Annotated in this window: 13 protein-coding genes and 1 pseudogene; 1 reads left to right on the forward strand and 13 read right to left on the reverse strand. The window is 70.6% G+C overall.

Annotated features, from left to right (window positions below; genetic code table 11):
* Window positions 1–166: 166 nt before the first annotated feature.
* From ABZX40_RS01310 to ABZX40_RS01325, 4 genes are all read right to left on the reverse strand, one after another.
* Window positions 167–538, reverse strand: a complete 372-nt coding sequence (locus tag ABZX40_RS01310; RefSeq protein ID WP_355745607.1) for an FKBP-type peptidyl-prolyl cis-trans isomerase — start codon at window positions 536–538, stop codon at window positions 167–169.
* Window positions 539–651: 113 nt separating this feature from the next.
* A complete protein-coding gene (locus ABZX40_RS01315; protein WP_355745610.1) occupies window positions 652–1,653 on the reverse strand; it encodes an FKBP-type peptidyl-prolyl cis-trans isomerase in 1,002 nt (333 codons plus the stop codon).
* Between the two features lie 218 nt (window positions 1,654–1,871).
* Window positions 1,872–3,233 (reverse strand): Pup--protein ligase, encoded by a 1,362-nt coding sequence (gene pafA, locus ABZX40_RS01320; RefSeq protein ID WP_135334215.1) that lies wholly within the window; start codon window positions 3,231–3,233, stop codon window positions 1,872–1,874.
* A 9-nt stretch (window positions 3,234–3,242) separates the two neighbouring features.
* Window positions 3,243–4,502, reverse strand: coding sequence for an MFS transporter (locus ABZX40_RS01325; protein ID WP_355745613.1), 1,260 nt, complete (start codon window positions 4,500–4,502; stop codon window positions 3,243–3,245).
* Window positions 4,503–4,613: 111 nt separating this feature from the next.
* Here ABZX40_RS01325 and ABZX40_RS01330 point away from each other — a divergent pair, with 111 nt between their 5' ends.
* Complete coding sequence (locus tag ABZX40_RS01330) at window positions 4,614–5,642, forward strand: LacI family DNA-binding transcriptional regulator (RefSeq protein ID WP_355745616.1); 1,029 nt, start codon at window positions 4,614–4,616, stop codon at window positions 5,640–5,642.
* Window positions 5,643–5,711: 69 nt separating this feature from the next.
* On the opposite strand, the gene prcA is transcribed toward ABZX40_RS01330, so the two are convergent.
* The 9 genes and pseudogenes from prcA to ABZX40_RS01375 form a co-directional block, all read right to left on the reverse strand.
* Window positions 5,712–6,491, reverse strand: a complete 780-nt coding sequence (gene prcA / locus ABZX40_RS01335) for a proteasome subunit alpha (RefSeq protein ID WP_355745619.1) — start codon at window positions 6,489–6,491, stop codon at window positions 5,712–5,714.
* A 60-nt stretch (window positions 6,492–6,551) separates the two neighbouring features.
* Window positions 6,552–7,397 carry a proteasome subunit beta gene (gene prcB / locus ABZX40_RS01340; protein ID WP_355745622.1) on the reverse strand — a complete coding sequence of 282 codons (846 nt, stop codon included), beginning with the start codon at window positions 7,395–7,397 and terminating at the stop codon, window positions 6,552–6,554.
* Window positions 7,349–7,543, reverse strand: a pseudogene (locus ABZX40_RS01345) (endonuclease VII domain-containing protein); the annotation flags it as partial. The pseudogene ABZX40_RS01345 and the gene prcB, both read right to left, overlap by 49 nt.
* A gap of 154 nt (window positions 7,544–7,697) precedes the next feature.
* On the reverse strand, window positions 7,698–7,916 hold the full coding sequence (locus ABZX40_RS01350) for a ubiquitin-like protein Pup (protein ID WP_355745625.1): 219 nt from the start codon (window positions 7,914–7,916) through the stop codon (window positions 7,698–7,700).
* Between the two features lie 189 nt (window positions 7,917–8,105).
* Window positions 8,106–9,617, reverse strand: coding sequence for a depupylase/deamidase Dop (dop, locus tag ABZX40_RS01355; protein WP_355745628.1), 1,512 nt, complete (start codon window positions 9,615–9,617; stop codon window positions 8,106–8,108).
* A gap of 233 nt (window positions 9,618–9,850) precedes the next feature.
* Window positions 9,851–11,617, reverse strand: coding sequence for a proteasome ATPase (gene arc / locus ABZX40_RS01360; protein ID WP_355745631.1), 1,767 nt, complete (start codon window positions 11,615–11,617; stop codon window positions 9,851–9,853).
* 512 nt (window positions 11,618–12,129) lie between these two features.
* Window positions 12,130–12,711, reverse strand: coding sequence for a hypothetical protein (locus ABZX40_RS01365; protein ID WP_355745634.1), 582 nt, complete (start codon window positions 12,709–12,711; stop codon window positions 12,130–12,132).
* Between the two features lie 282 nt (window positions 12,712–12,993).
* Entirely contained in the window at window positions 12,994–13,899 is a 906-nt protein-coding gene (locus ABZX40_RS01370; RefSeq protein ID WP_355745637.1) for a tRNA (adenine-N1)-methyltransferase, read from the reverse strand.
* 82 nt (window positions 13,900–13,981) lie between these two features.
* A complete protein-coding gene (locus tag ABZX40_RS01375) occupies window positions 13,982–15,892 on the reverse strand; it encodes a site-2 protease family protein (RefSeq protein ID WP_355745639.1) in 1,911 nt (636 codons plus the stop codon).

Raw genomic sequence — 15,892 nt, forward strand, 5'->3', positions numbered from 1 at the left:
CGCCCTTCGCCTTCCGTATGGTGCTTAGACCGATGACCGTACCGGTCCGCGGGGCGGTCACCAAAGCCGAGGGCCCATGCCCGGTCGGGCATGGGCCCCGGTCGGTCGCTGTCCGGACGCTGTGCGAGCGCTGTCCGGACGCTCTCCGGTCGCTGTCCGGGCGGACTCAGACCGCGACGAGGTCGCAGACGAAGATCAGGGTCTCGCCCGGCCCGATCCGGCCGCCCGCGCCACGGTCGCCGTACGCCAGGTGCGGCGGGATGACCAGCTGGCGGCGACCGCCGACCTTCATGCCCTGCACACCCTGGTCCCAGCCGCTGATGACCTGGCCGACACCGAGCTGGAAGCGCAGCGGCGTGCCGCGGTTCCAGGAGGCGTCGAACTCCTCGCCGCTGGAGAAGGCCACACCCACGTAGTGCACGGCGACGGTGTCGCCCGCCTTCGCCGCCGGGCCGTCGCCCTCCCAGATGTCCTTGATCTCAAGGTCCTTCGGGGGCTCGCCGCCCGGGAAGTCCACCTCGGGCTTGTCGATGCTCACGTCTCGCTCCTGCGTGTTCTACGGATAGTGCAACGTGCCCAGTGTTTCACCTCGGCGGAGCCGGGGCGCGGGCACGGAGGGGACCGGGAGGTGCGTCACATCCGTCGCACCGCTCACATCTTGGCGAGGATGTCCACCGAGAAGACCAGGGTCGAGTCCTTGGAGATGCCGCTGCCCTCCGGCGGCTGGTCCCCGTACCCCAGCGCGGGCGGGATGACGATCAGGACGCGGCTGCCGACCTTCTTGCCGGTGAGGCCCTGCGCCCAGCCGGGGACGACCTGCTGGAGGGAGAAGGAGGTCAGCGCGGAGCGGCTGTAGCTGGAGTCGAACTCCTTGCCGGTGTCCCACAGCACCCCCTGGTACTGCACCAGGACCGTGCTCTCGGCGGCCACCTCGGCGCCGTCGCCCTCGATCACGTAGTTCGCCACCAGGTCCTTGGGCGGGTCCGTCTTCGGGACCGTGATCGTCGGGGCCTTGCCGTCGGTGTTGGTGCCGACCTTGGGCAGGTCCGCGTTGTCCTGGGCCACATCGGTGCCCTTGGCGGAGCTCTTGGAGTTGAACGCGGACTGGATGTCCACCACGAACACCAGGGTGTCGGTGCCCTTGATACCGGCCTGCTCATTGCCCTGCGTGCCGTACCCCCAGGTCGGCGGGACGGCCATCTCGACCCGGCTGCCGGCCTTCTTGCCCGCCAGGGCGTAGCGCCAGCCGTCGATGATGGAGCCCGCGGCGAGCTGGATCAGCAGCGGGGTGCCCCGGTCGTAGGAGTTGTCGAAGACCTTGGCGGTGTCCCAGATCTGGCCCAGGTAGTTCGCCTGGATGTAGTCGTTCTCCGCGACCGTGGTGCCGCCGCCCGCGATGACCGTCTTCACCGCGAGCTGGTCCGACGGCTCACCGGTGCCCTTGGCGACGGTCGGCTTCTCGTCGAACTTCGTGCCCGCCGTGATGGCCGGGAGCGGGCCGTCCACGATCTTCGGCGGCGGCGGCGCGGAGCTGTCCGACGCGGACGGGGACGCCGAGGAGCTGGCGTTGCCGGAGTCGGATCCGTCGTCCCCGCAGGCGGCGAGGGTCGCCAGGCCGGCGGGTACGGCGATGAGAACGGAGCGTCGGCGCACGGTGGGGGCCTCGTAATCGATCGATCTTGTGGTGGGCGTGCGCGCAACTCTACGGCGTGAGAAGGGCGCCGTACGAGAGAACGTACGGCGCCCGTGTGGCGTTCCGGCGATCTTCCGGAACGGGTGACTCACCTCGGTGGCTCTCCTCGGTGGCTCTTCTGAGTGGGCTGCTGAATGGGGCTCCTGAGTGGGGCTCCTGGATGGCTGTCGCCGGTGGCTCACATTCCGGCGATGAGTTTCTCCACCCGGTCGTCCACCGAGCGGAACGGGTCCTTGCACAACACGGTGCGCTGCGCCTGGTCGTTGAGCTTGAGGTGCACCCAGTCGACGGTGAAGTCCCGGCGCTGCTCCTGCGCCCGCCGGATGAAGTCACCGCGCAGCCGGGCGCGCGTGGTCTGGGGCGGCACCGACTTGCCCTCGAAGATCTTCAGGTCGTTGCAGATCCGCGCGGCCTGGCCCTTGCGCTCCAGCAGGTAGTACAGACCCCTGCGGCGGTGGATGTCGTGGTAGGCGAGGTCTATCTGCGCCACGCGCGGATGCGACATCGTCATGTTGTTCTTGGCCCGGTACCGCTCGATGAGCTTGTACTTCATCACCCAGTCGATCTCGGTACCGATCCGGTCCAGGTCCTCGGCCTCGATCGCGTCGAGGGTACGGCCCCACAGCTCCAGCACCTGTTCCACGGTGCCGGTGCGGATGCCGCGGCGCTCCACGAAGTCGACGGCCTTCTCGTAGTACTCGCGCTGCACCTCCAGCGCGGACGCCTCCCGGCCGCTGGCGAGGCGCACCTTGCGGCGGCCGGTGATGTCATGGCTCACCTCGCGGATCGCCCGGATCGGGTTCTCCAGGGTGAGGTCCCGCATCACGGTGCCCGCCTCGATCATGCGCAGCACCAGATCGGTGGCGCCGACCTTCAGCAGCATCGTCGTCTCGGACATGTTGGAGTCGCCGACGATCACATGCAGCCGCCGGTAGCGCTCGGCGTCCGCGTGCGGTTCGTCGCGGGTGTTGATGATGGGGCGGGAACGGGTCGTCGCGGACGAGACGCCTTCCCAGATGTGCTCGGCACGCTGGCTGACGCAGTAGACGGCGCCGCGCGGGGTCTGGAGCACCTTGCCCGCACCGCACAGCAACTGCCTGGTCACCAGGAACGGAATCAGAATGTCGGCGAGCCGCGAGAACTCCCCGTGCCGGGCCACCAGATAGTTCTCGTGGCAGCCGTAGGAGTTTCCGGCGGAGTCGGTGTTGTTCTTGAAGAGGTAGACGTCGCCCGCGATTCCTTCCTCGTGCAGGCGTCGTTCCGCGTCCACCAGCAGACCTTCGAGAATGCGCTCGCCGGCCTTGTCGTGGGTCACCAGTTCGGTCACGTTGTCACATTCGGGTGTCGCGTATTCCGGATGTGATCCGACGTCCAGATAGAGCCGGGCGCCGTTGCGCAGAAAGACATTGCTGCTACGGCCCCATGACACGACACGGCGGAAGAGGTACCGCGCCACCTCGTCAGGAGACAGGCGCCGCTGTCCCCTGAACGTGCACGTGACGCCGTACTCGTTCTCCAGCCCGAAAATGCGGCGGTCCATGACTGAACATTACGCCCGTTCACCAGAACTGAAACGGGGTTCGACGGTCCGGTTCTGATCATTTTCGGATGCGGCGGCGATCACGGCCTCGCGCACGGGAGCTGCGAGGACCCGTCCGGTGGCCAGCAGGACCAGCAGGGACACCGCCCCCGCCACCGGCGCCACCGCGAACCCCCACACCGCTCCGCCCGCCTCCACGACCGGCCCCGCGACCCCGGTCCCGACCGAGGCTCCCACCGTGAACGTCGTCACGAACCAGGAGAACGCCTCGGTGACCGTCCCGGCCGGCGCGTGCCGGTCCACGATCACGAACGCACAGGCGATGGCCGGTGCCAGGAACACCCCCGCCACCCCGGTGAGCGCCGTCATCCCGACCGGCCCCGGTATCAGCAGCAGCGGCAGGTAGCAGAGCGCCAGCAGCGCCACCAGCACCCGCAGCCGCCGCTCGGGCACGCCGCTCCAGTGCCGCGCCCCGTAGACCGCCCCGCCGATCAGCGCGCCCAGGCCGAGCCCCGCCATCAGCCACCCGTACACCACGTCGCCGCCCCGGCTGTCCGCGTAGGACACCGCCGCGACCGTGATGGACCCCAGCGCCACCCCCACGAACAGGAACGCCGCCAGCAGGGCCAGCAGTCCGCGCGAGCGCAGGGCGCCCAGCCAGTGCGCCTCCCTCGGTGCCGACCGCCACGCGCGCGAGGGCCCCGACACCACCACCGACAGCGCGCCCAGCACCCCCACCACGTTCAGCACCAGCAGCGCGGCCTGCGCCGACCACAGCGACACGCAGAGCGTCACCAGCAGCGGCCCGACGGTGAACATCACCTCCTGCGCCACCGCGTCCATCGCGTACGCCGTGTGGAGCTGCCCCTCCTTGCGCAGCACGGAGGGCCACAGGGCCCGCAGACCGCCCTCCAGGGGCGGGGTGAGCAGCCCGGCCGCGGCCACCGCCGCGTACGCCACCGGCAGCGGGCCGATCCCGGTGAACGCGAACACCGCCATGGCGAGCGCCGAGGCCAGCGCGGCGGGCAATTGCACCCGGGGCTGTCCGTGCAGATCCACCAGCCGGCCCAGCAGCGGCTGCCCCACCGCGTTCGCCACGCCGTAGGCCGCCGCCAGTCCGCCCGCCAGGCTGTAGGAACCGCCCTCGGCGCGGACGAACAGCACGATCGCGATGGCCGCGGTGGCGTTCGGGAGCCGCCCCACCAGCGTCCCGGCGAGCAGCCGGGCGGCGTGTCTCGTCCGGAGGATCTCCAGGTACCCCGTGGCCATCGCGCCCGCCCTTTCGGCCCAAGTGTTACGTATAACGTCCGCCGTCATACGTACCATGTGCGCTGTCCGGACGTCCACAGGACGTCGTCCCGGGGAAGGAGCTGGCGCACGGTGGCACACGGCAGCACACCCGGCGGTACCCGCCCCACCAGCCGGGACGTCGCCCAGGCCGCCGGGGTCTCCCAGGCCGCCGTCTCCCTGGTCCTCGGCGACAAGTGGCGCGGCCGGGTCTCCGAGCCCACCGCCCGGCGGGTCCGCGAGGCCGCCCGCGAGCTGGGCTACCGGCCCAACCTCGCCGCCCGCAATCTCCGCCTCGGCCGCACCCGCACGGTCCTGCTCGTCGTCCCCGCCCTCACCACCGAGTTCTTCGCCGGGGTCTACACCGGCGCCGCCCGGGTGGCCGCCCGCCATGGCTTCGGGGTGGTCCTCTACCCCTCCCCGGAGGGCATCGGCCCGGCCCGCGACCCCTTCGCCTCCGCGCAGGCCGCCCTGGACGGCGTCCTCGCCTCCTCCATGGCCGCCGACGCCCTCAGCGCCATCCGGGGCGACCAGCTGCCCCTGGTGATGCTCGACAGCGACCCCGACGGCAGCCTCGGCGCCGCCACCGTCAACCTCGACATCGCCGACGGCGTCCGCCAGCTCACCGACCATCTCACCGGCCTCGGCCACCGCCGCGTGCTGCATCTGGCGGCCGACATCCCCTCCTGGACCTTCGACGTCCGCGCCCGCGAACTCGCCGCCCGGCTGGCCGGTGTCCCCGGCGCCACCGTCCGCACCGCCCGCGCCCCGATCGACATCGACGCCGCCCGCGACGCCGCTCTCGCGGCCCTCACCGAGCCCGGCCCCCGCCCCACCGCGGTGGTCTGCGACGACGACAAGCTCGCGGCCGGGGTCTACAAGGCCGCCCGCCGCCTCGGCCTGGCCATCCCCGACGACCTGTCCGTCACGGGCCTGGACGACCTCGCCCTCGCCACCGCCCTGGACCCGGAACTCACCACCGTCCGCCTGGACGCCGAACGCTTCGGCGAACACGGGATGCGGGCCCTGCTGGCCGTCCTGGACGGCCGCGAGCCGGACGGCGGGGACATCCCCGTCGAGCTGGTGGTCCGGGCCTCCACGGCGCCGCCCGGGGGCGCCTGAGGCCCCGCCGCACACAACTGTGCCCCGGCCGCAGCGGACCGGGGCACAGCAGAGCGGTGAAACTGTGGGTCACTCGTCGCCGGAGCCGGCCGCCTCCGGGCCGGACGACCCCTCGTCGTCGTCGCCGGTCGCCGCGCTCTCCGCCGCCGCGCCGTTCTCCAGCAGCCGGGACAGCTGGCCGCCGGTGATCCGCTTGAACTTGCGCTGCTGGGGACGCGTCCGGTCCAGCACCGCCACCTCAAGACGCTCGGCCGGGATCTCCCGCTGGGTGCCGTTCGACTCCCGGGACAGGGCCTGGACGGCCAGCTTCAGCGCCTCGGACAGGGTCATCCCGTCCTCGTGCCGCTGATCGAGGTAGGTGCTGATCAGCTCGGCGTTGCCGCCGACCGCCACCGAGCCGTGCTCGTCGACGATCGACCCGTCGTGCGGCAGCCGGTAGATCTGGTCGCCGTCGGGCGTCTCCCCGACCTCCGCGACCACCAGCTCGACCTCGTAGGGCTTCTCCGCCGTGCTGGAGAAGATCGTGCCCAGCGTCTGGGCGTAGACGTTGGCCAGGCCGCGGGCCGTGACATCGTCGCGGTCGTAGGTGTAGCCGCGCAGATCGGCGTAGCGCACACCGCCGATGCGGAGGTTCTCGTACTCGTTGTACTTGCCGGCCGCGGCGAAGCCGATCCGGTCGTAGATCTCGCTGAACTTGTGCAGCGCGCGGGACGGGTTCTCGCCGACGAAGACGATTCCGTCGGCGTACTGGAGCACCACCAGGCTGCGGCCCCGGGCGATGCCCTTGCGGGCGTATTCCGCCCGGTCGGCCATGGCCTGCTGGGGTGAGACATAGAACGGCGTCGACACCGGTTATCCGTCCCTTTCTGTGGAAGTCACTCGATCACCTGGACACAAGAGGCGGGGCCGCTAGAGCAGCGCGGCCCGCGGGCCGTCGGGCTGCTCCAGGCGGCGCTCCAGCACCGACCGGGCGATCACCGAGGACTCGTCCTCGGTCAGCCGGCGGAAACCGTCGTCGGTGATCACCGTGACGATCGGGTAGATCCGGCGGGCGACATCGGGACCGCCGGTCGCCGAGTCGTCGTCGGCCGCGTCGTACAGGGCCTGGACCACCAGGGTGGTCGCCTGCTCCTCGGTGAGGTCCTCGCGGAACAGCTTCTTCATCGCGCCCCGCGCGAAGATCGAGCCGGAACCGGTGGACGCGTAGCCCTGCTCCTCGGAACGGCCGCCGGTGACGTCGTAGGAGAAGATCCGGCCCTTGCCGCGGTCCACGTCGAACCCGGCGAACAGGGGCACCACGGCCAGGCCCTGCATCGCCATGCCGAGGTTGGAGCGGATCATCGTGGACAGCCGGTTCGCCTTGCCCTCCAGGGACAGCTGGGCGCCCTCGACCTTCTCGAAGTGCTCCAGCTCCAGTTGGAAGAGCTTGACCATCTCCACGGCCAGACCCGCCGTGCCGGCGATGCCGACCGCCGAGTACTCGTCGGCCGGGAACACCTTCTCGATGTCCCGCTGGGCGATCACATTCCCCATCGTGGCCCGCCGGTCGCCGGCCAGCACCACTCCGCCGGGGAAGGTCACGGCCACGATGGTGGTGCCGTGCGGCGCCTCGATCGCGCCCTTGACGGGGGGCAGCGACCGCCCGCCCGGCAGCAGCTCGGGCTGGTGGTCCGAGAGAAAGTCCACGAACGAGGCCGACCCGGGTGTCAGGAAGGCAGCCGGTAGACGCCCGGTGCTACGAGTGTTGGCTTCCACGGGGTTCCTTCCAGATAGGCGGCAGCCCGACGGACCGCGTCGGGATCGTCTCCCAACTTGCCGATGGCCGAATTGCAGTTGAAGCACAGTACGCCACGGACCCTACCCGTCTTGTGGCGGTGATCCACATGAACGGCGGGGGCCCTTCGCGCGGATCCCGGGGATCGCGCGGCGCCGCGCCCGGAGCGGACGGGGCTGCCCACGGCACCTGACCTGCGCGCCGCGGGCAGCCCTTCGTCACTGGGGCCTTCGATCACGCCATCACTCCCCCGAGACCTTCGATCCGAAGGCGAGAAGCCTTTACTGCCCACCCTTCTGAACGAATGAGCGCACGAAGTCCTCTGCGTTCTCCTCCAAGACATCGTCGATCTCGTCGAGGACGGAGTCCACATCGTCGCTCAGCTTCTCCTGGCGCTCCTTGAGGTCCTCGGCAGCCTGTGTGTCCGCTGCCTGCTCGTCGACCTCCTCCGTGGAGCGTGTCGCCTTCTGCTGTCCGCCGCCGGTGTCCTTGGTAGCCATCACCCTCACCCCGCTCGGTTCGCCCGACATGTTCGGCATTGCTGCCGATCGGTCATGATCAGACCCTACTCGCCGGGTCTGACAACGGCCCCGCAGTTCTTCCAACGTACGGGGACCACCTCGATGATTCCCGGGCGCGGGGATTTCCACCCGGCACGCCCGGCCGGACCAGTCCGCCCAGGGGCTTCGTCAGCCGCCGGAAAGCACCCTGACCAGGTCTTCCGCGGTCCGGCAGCGGTCGAGCAGCTCCTTGACGTGATTACGCGTTCCGCGAAGCGGTTCGAGGGTTGGGACCCGCTGGAGGGAGTCCCGGCCCGGGAGATCGAAGATCACGGAGTCCCAGGAGGCGGCGGCCACATCGTCGGCGTACTGCTCCAGGCAGCGCCCTCGGAAGTAGGCGCGGGTGTCCTCGGGGGGCTTGCTCTTGGCCCGCTCGACCTCGGACTCGTCCAACAGCCGCTTGATGCGCCCCCGGGCCACGAGACGGTTGTAGAGGCCCTTCTCGGGGCGTACGTCGGCGTACTGGAGGTCGACCAGATGGAGGCGGGCGGCGTCCCAGTCGAGGCCGTCGCGGCGCCGGTAGCCCTCCATGAGTTCCCGCTTGGCGACCCAGTCCAGCTCGCCGGAGAGACTCATGGGGTCGTGCTCCAGACGGTTGAGGGTGTCCTCCCAGCGGGTGAGGACGTCCTTGGTCTGGTCGTCGGCGTCCGCCCCGTACCGCTCCTCGACATACTTCCGGGCCAGCTCGTAGTACTCCATCTGGAGCTGTACGGCGGTCAGGGTGCGTCCGCTGCGGAGGGTGACCAGGCGCTTGAGGGTGGGGTCGTGGGAGACCTGGTGGAGCGTGCGCACGGGCTGGTCGACGGCGAGGTCCACGGCGATGAAGCCGTCCTCGATCATGGACAGGACCAGCGCGGTGGTGCCCAGCTTGAGGTAGGTGGAGATCTCGGAGAGGTTGGCGTCGCCGATGATCACATGGAGCCGGCGGTACTTCTCGGCGTCGGCGTGGGGCTCGTCGCGGGTGTTGATGATGGGCCGCTTGAGGGTGGTCTCCAGACCGACCTCGACCTCGAAGTAGTCGGCCCGCTGGCTGAGCTGGAAGCCGTGGTCGTGGCCGTCCTGGCCGATGCCGACGCGGCCGGCGCCGGTGAAGACCTGGCGGGAGACGAAGAAGGGCGTGAGGTGGCGCACGATGTCCGAGAAGGGGGTCTCCCGCTTCATCAGATAGTTCTCGTGCGTGCCGTAGGAGGCGCCCTTGTTGTCGGTGTTGTTCTTGTAGAGGTGGATGGGCTGGGCGCCGGGGAGCTGGGCGGCGCGCTCGGCGGCCTCGGCCATGATGCGCTCGCCCGCCTTGTCCCACAGCACGGCGTCGCGGGGATTGGTGACCTCGGGGGCGCTGTACTCGGGGTGGGCGTGGTCGACGTAGAGCCGGGCCCCATTGGTGAGGATGACGTTGGCGAGGCCGATGTCCTCGTCGGTGAGCTGGCTGGCGTCGGCGGACTCGCGGGCGAGGTCGAAGCCGCGGGCGTCGCGCAGCGGGTTCTCCTCCTCGAAGTCCCAGCGGGCCCGGCGGGCCCGGTGCATCGCGGCTGCGTAGGCGTTCACGATCTGGGACGAGGTGAGCATGGCATTGGCATTGGGGTGGCCGGGGACGGAGATCCCGTACTCCGTCTCGATGCCCATTACTCGCCGTACGGTCATGCGGCCCTCCTTGCCCGGCGGCACCCTCGGTCGTGGGGGCCGCTCACGTACCGCTGGTGCTCCGGTGCCCGTGCGGTGCCCGTCCCCGCACTGCGCGACCCGGCGGTACGGAAGAGCCTAGAACGGCTTTGCACTGACGGGGAGATCATTTGCGTCATTGCCTGCTCCAACCGTGGCCCGAAAAACAGACGGCTGCGGGTACCCGGTGAGGGGACCCGCAGCCGCCCTGCCTTTTACAGGTACTGTCCGGTGTTCGCCACCGTGTCGATGGAGCGGCCGGTGTCGGCGCCCTGCTTTCCGGTGATCAGGGTGCGGATGTAGACGATCCGCTCGCCCTTCTTTCCGGAGATGCGGGCCCAGTCGTCCGGGTTGGTGGTGTTGGGAAGGTCCTCGTTCTCCTTGAACTCGTCCACGCATGCCTGGAGGAGATGGGAGACGCGAAGGCCCTTCTGGTTGTGCTCCAGGAAGTCCTTGATCGCCATTTTCTTGGCGCGGCCCACGATGTTCTCGATCATGGCGCCGGAATTGAAGTCCTTGAAGTAGAGGACTTCCTTGTCGCCATTGGCGTAGGTGACTTCCAGGAAGCGGTTCTCCTCGGTTTCCGCGTACATGTGTTCCACGGCCGTCTGGATCATGCTGTCGACCGTGCTGCTCTTGGAGCCGCTGTGTTCGGCGAGGTCGTCGCCGTGCAGCGGGAGGCGCTCCGTGAGGTACTTGCCGAAGATGTCCTTGGCCGCTTCGGCGTCCGGTCGCTCGATCTTGATCTTCACATCGAGGCGGCCGGGGCGCAGGATGGCCGGGTCGATCATGTCCTCCCGGTTGGAGGCACCGATCACGACCACGTTCTGGAGGCCCTCGACGCCGTCGATCTCGGCGAGGAGCTGGGGGACGATGGTGTTCTCGACATCGGAGCTGACGCCGGAGCCGCGGGTGCGGAAGAGGGACTCCATCTCGTCGAAGAAGACGATGACGGGGGTGCCCTCGCTGGCCTTCTCCCGGGCCCGCTGGAAGACCAGGCGGATCTGCCGCTCGGTCTCGCCCACGTACTTGTTGAGCAGTTCGGGGCCCTTGATGTTCAGGAAGAAGCTCTTGCCGGCGGCCTGGCCGGTGACCTCGGCGACCTTCTTGGCCAGCGAGTTGGCGACGGCCTTGGCGATGAGCGTCTTGCCGCATCCGGGAGGCCCGTAGAGCAGGACTCCCTTCGGGGGACGCAGCTCGTGCTCCCGGAACAGGTCGGGGTAGAGATACGGCAGCTCGACCGCGTCGCGGATGGCCTCGATCTGGTTGCCGAGGCCGCCGATGGCCTCGTAGCCGATGTCGGGGACCTCTTCCAGGACGAGTTCCTCGACCTCGCTCTTGGGCACGACCTCGTAGACGTACCCGGAGCGGGGTTCGAGGAGCAGGGCGTCACCGGGGCGGATGGTGACGTCCAGCAGTGGCTCGGCGAGCCTTACCACCCGCTCCTCGTCGGTGTGCCCGGTGACCAGGGCGCGCTCGCCGTCCTCAAGGATCTCCTTGAGGGTGACGATGTCACCGACGCGCTCGTACGCCATGGCCTCGACCACGTTGAGCGCCTCGTTGAGCATGACTTCCTGGCCGCGCCGCATGGCGTCGAGTTCGACGCTGGGGCTGACGTTCACCCGGAGCTTGCGGCCCCCGGTGAAGATGTCGGCGGTGCCGTCCTCATTGGCTTGCAGGAAGACACCGAAGCCGGCCGGTGGCTGGGCGAGCCGGTCGACCTCCTCCTTGAGGGCCACGATCTGGTCGCGGGCCTCGCGCAGGGTGTTGGCGAGTCGCTCGTTCTGGGCGGACACGCCGGCCAGGTTTGTCTGCAGCTCGACGATCCGCTCTTCGAGAATCCTCGTGTGTCGCGGAGAGTCGGCGAGCTTGCGTCGCAGGACGGCGATCTCCTGCTCAAGGTAGGCAATCTGCCCTGCCGGGTCGTCGGACCCGCGTCCCGGGCGGATGCCGCGGTTCATGTCGTCGTCGTGGGCTGCCACGGTCCTCACCTCCTCCAAGGGGAGCTGGACGCTTCCAGACCCTACCTGGGTGGGTGTCGATTGAAACCCCTAGATCACAAAGACTGTCAAGGTGTGTCGTCGGTCACCCTGCGCTCTCCCTCACGCGGTCTGGATACCCACTCAACGCTATTCAGAAGCCGCCTGTTCCGAGTGGAACGCTGTCAAAACCCTGCGCGGGTGGCAGCAGTTGCCCGCACGGACGGCGGGACTGCCTGCGACGGGGCGCTCCGGAGACGGCGGGACATGCCGCGGACGGGGGCCGGATCCCGGTGGGCGCGGGTGAGGGCGGGCGCCGGATCCCGCTCGGCGCGCGGTCACTCAGAGTGTTCACGCGCGGAGTCGGGGCGGGGGCGTACGCGGCTCCCTTGCAGGGTCTATGACCTTGATCGGGGGCACGCGCGCGGGGGCCGTCAAACAACTTTGATCACGGATGGTGATCACTTCATGACCCGGGGGACGTCAAGGGGACGGGGTCCGGCCCCCGGTGCGTCTCAGACGCTGCGAGCCTCGGCGGACTCCCCGCGCAGGAACGATCCGTCCTTCCACTGCCAGGCCGGGTGCTCGGTGACATCCGGGCAGCAGGTGGGGACATCGGAGGCGGAGTAGCCGAGCAGGGTGGCCCGGACGGCGCCGTCGCGGATCGCGAGGTCCTGCACCGTGGTGCGGTCCTTGGGGTCGACCAGGGTGGCGACGAGCCGGGGCCCGGTGGTGCCGGCGCCCTGGGTGAGGACGTACACCCCGTCGGGGGGTGTGCTCATCGCGGCGTCGCAGTGCACGACGGCGACCGTCTCGGGGCGGTCGTCGCCGTCCAGGTCGCCGGTGACGGTCCGCTCGACCACGGCGTCCACCGGGCCGCAGTCCAGCGGGAAGGCGACCCCCTCGGTGGAGGGCGGCGCGGCGGCGGGGGCGGAGCGGGGCGCGCGGTCGCCGGGCTGGGCGGCGGTCGCGGCGTCGGGCTGCGCCACGGAGGAGAGGGCGACGACACCGGCGAGGGCGGTCGCGGTGGCGAGCCAGTGGATGGGACGGGTCTGTGCGTGGGCCTGGGCCAGTTCCGGAACGGCGGATTGCTGCACTAGGAGTGTCTCCTGTGAGGGCTGTGCCGGTGGGGGTGGCCTGCATGGTGCCACACGTCACAGGCCGGGGGAACGGGGGGGTGGGCAGTTGTCGGTGGTTGTCACGCGGGAACTGACGGGCGGTCGGTTCGGGAGGGGTTCAAGGGGGGGGCACGGGGGGTGCCGGGCAACGCGGAGGCGCCGCCGTGGAGTTGCCCGGTGGGTCGGGGAACTCTGCGGCGGCGCCGGTGCGTTCGATGGGCAGGAGCCGGTGGTGCCAGGAGCGGGTGGTGCGGGGCGGGCTCAGCGGCCTCCCATGCCTCCGTCGGCGTTGGGGCCCGCGTAGTCCTCGCCGTAGGCGCCCTTGGCGGGGCGGCGCCTGCGCAGGGGCGGCTCCACTCCGTCGGCGAGGCGGCGAGCGGTGAGGAGGAAGCCGGTGTGGCCGATCATCCGGTGGTCGGGGCGGACGGCGAGACCCTCGATGTGCCAGTTGCGGATCATCGACTCCCAGGCGGTGGGCTCGTTGAAGGAGCCGATCTCCCGGATGGACTCGACGGTCCGGGCGAGCTGGGTGGTGGTCGCCACGTAGCAGCACAGGATGCCGCCGGGGACCAGGGCCTTGGAGACGGCCTCCAGGCACTCCCAGGGGGCCAGCATGTCGAGGATGACGCGGTCGACCTCGGTGTCGGACAGATTGTCCTGGAGGTCGCCGACGGTCAGCTGCCAGGCGGGGTGCGGGCCGCCGAAGTAGCGCTCGACGTTCTGCCGGGCGATGTCGGCGAAGTCCGCGCGGCGCTCGTAGGAGTGCAGCATGCCCTGGTCGCCGATGGCGCGCAGCAGGAAGCTGCTGAGCGAGCCGGAGCCAACGCCGGCCTCTACCACCCGCGCGCCGGTGAAGATGTCGGCGAAGGCGAGGATCTGCCCCGCGTCCTTCGGGTAGACGACGGCTGCCCCTCGGGGCATGGACAGGACGTAGTCGGGGAGCAGGGGGCGCAGCGCGAGGTAGGCGACGTTTCCGGTGGTGCGGACAACGCTGCCCTCGGGAGCACCGATCAGTTCGTCGTGCGGGAAGGAGCCCTTGTGGGTGTGGAAGTTCTTCCCGGCTTCGAGCGTGAACGTGTAGTGGCGGCCCTTGGGGTCGGTCAGCTGTACCTGGTCCCCGACCTTGAAGGGCCCGCGCCTGCGGGCGGCACCGGTCGGTTCGGACATGTGAACAGCCTACCGGCCCCCGGCGGGGCCGCCGACCACGGTGGGCGCGGCCGGGAAGAGGCCCCCGGTGGGGCCACCGGGCCTACGAGGGCCGGGCCATGGCCTTGACGAAGGCGCGCTCCACATCGGCGGCGGACAGGACGCCGTAGATCGCGCCGGTCTCCTCGATCACGAGGTACTCGGTGGCCGGGGTGGCGCGCAGCACCTCCAGGAGGTCCTCCCCGGCGAGTTCGGCGGAGACCCGCATGCCGTCGGTGAGGTCCTGGGCGAGCCCGCTGACCGGCACCCAGGGGCGCCGGTGCTCGGGTACGCCGACGATGGCGGCCTCGCGGACCAGGGAGACGGGGCTGCCGTCGCCGTCGACCACGACCAGCGCGCGGGCGCCCGCGGTGTTGGCGCGGCGCAGGGCCTCGGAGAGCGGGGTGTCGCTCTCCACGGGGACGGCCCGCCGGGTGAGGGTGCGGGCCTGCAACTCGGGCAGGTGCTCGCGCAGCCGGGCGACCCGCAGGCTGTTGCCGGCGCCGGTCCAGATGATCGCGGCGAGGATCGCGGCGAGCAGGGCGTCCATGACGGTGTCCATGCCGACGTTGTCGGCGGCGCTGGTGCCGAGGACGCCGGACTGGGTGAGCAGTGGCAGTCCGATCAGGACGGAGACGGCGAGCGCGCGGCCGACCCAGGCGGCGGCGACCGTGCCGCTCATCGGGCGGCCGGTGAGCTTCCAGACGACGGCGCGGAGCATCCGGCCGCCGTCCAGCGGGAGGCCGGGCAGGAGGTTGAACGCGGCCACGATCAGGTTGGAGATCATCAGGCCCGCGAGCAGGACGCCGGGGACCGTGCCGGGCTCCACGAGTTGCATGGCGAGGTAGAACACGCCGCCCAGGACGAGGGAGAGCAGCGGGCCGACGAAGGCGAGGACGAACTCCCGGCCCGGTGTCTCGGCCTCCTTCTCGATCTCGGAGACCCCGCCGAAGAACTGGAGCTGGATCCGGCGCACGGGCAGTTTGAAGCGGAGCGCGGCGACCGTGTGGGCCAGTTCGTGGACCAGCACGGAGGCGTAGAACGCGACGGCGAAGAAGAGGGCGACCAGATAGCGGGCGCCGCCCAGCTCGGGCAGCACCCGGTCGAGCTGTCCGCCGAACACCCAGGTGATCAGCGCGGCGACGACGAACCAGCTGGGCGCGACGTACACGGGCACGCCGAAGGGCCGCCCCATCAGCAGCCCGCCCCCGGGCTCCCGGGGGCGCCGGGGGGGCCGTGCGGAGGGGGGTGAGGTGACCTCGCCGGGGCGGGAGTCCTGGGGGGTGGGGGGGTGGGCGTGGGCGTGGGCACGGTCGGGGTGGGAGTCGTGGGGGGTGGGGGGGGTGTGCGGGGCTTGGGGGGTGTGGGGGGACTGGGGGGTGTGGGGAGGCTTGGAGAGGTTGGGGGTTCGCGGGGTGTCGGGGGCTCCAGAGGGCTCGGAAGCCGTGGGGGCCTCGGAGGGAGCCGTGGGGGCCTCTGAGGGCTCGGGGGCTTCAGAGGACTGGGGGACCTCAGAGGACTGGGGAGGCTTGGGAGGCTCGGCCGCCTGGGCGGTCTTGGCGGTCTCCGGAGTGCGGGGCGACTCGGGAGTCCGGGCCCTCACGGAAGGATCGGAAGGCTCGGGGGTGCCGGAGGAGCCGGAGGAGCCGGAGGAGCCAGAAGGGCCGGAAGTGCCAGAAGTGCCGGAGGCATCGGTGGGCGTCTCGGTGCCCTCCGCGCCCTTGTCGTCGTCCCCGGCGTCTGCGGTACCCCCGGGGTCAGCGGCCTCGCCGGCGTCATCCCCGGCGTCCGGAACGGATCGGATCGGCGGGGCCTTCTCGGTCTCAGGGGTGTCCCCCGGTCCCTCCGGGTCCTTTGAGCCCTGGGAGGGGCCCGTCGCGGCGCCGTCCTCGGGCGTGGCCGTGGGCGCCGTGGGGCTCTCGGTCGGCTCGTCGTGCTCCAACCGCGGCTGCCGGCTCCCGCCGCTCTCGTCCAC

Origin of the sequence: Streptomyces sp. NPDC004610, from assembly GCF_040609715.1 — a bacterium.
In the GTDB taxonomy this organism is placed as follows: Bacteria; Actinomycetota; Actinomycetes; order Streptomycetales; family Streptomycetaceae; genus Streptomyces.

Excerpts from the sequence above, each read along its gene's own strand:
- pafA (WP_135334215.1), bottom strand. The coding sequence starts at position 3,233 with ATGGACCGCCGCATTTTCGGGCTGGAGAACGAGTACGGCGTCACGTGC.
- ABZX40_RS01325 (WP_355745613.1), bottom strand. The coding sequence starts at position 4,502 with ATGGCCACGGGGTACCTGGAGATCCTCCGGACGAGACACGCCGCCCGG.
- ABZX40_RS01350 (WP_355745625.1), bottom strand. The coding sequence starts at position 7,916 with ATGGCTACCAAGGACACCGGCGGCGGACAGCAGAAGGCGACACGCTCC.
- dop (WP_355745628.1), bottom strand. The coding sequence starts at position 9,617 with ATGACCGTACGGCGAGTAATGGGCATCGAGACGGAGTACGGGATCTCC.
- ABZX40_RS01370 (WP_355745637.1), bottom strand. The coding sequence starts at position 13,899 with ATGTCCGAACCGACCGGTGCCGCCCGCAGGCGCGGGCCCTTCAAGGTC.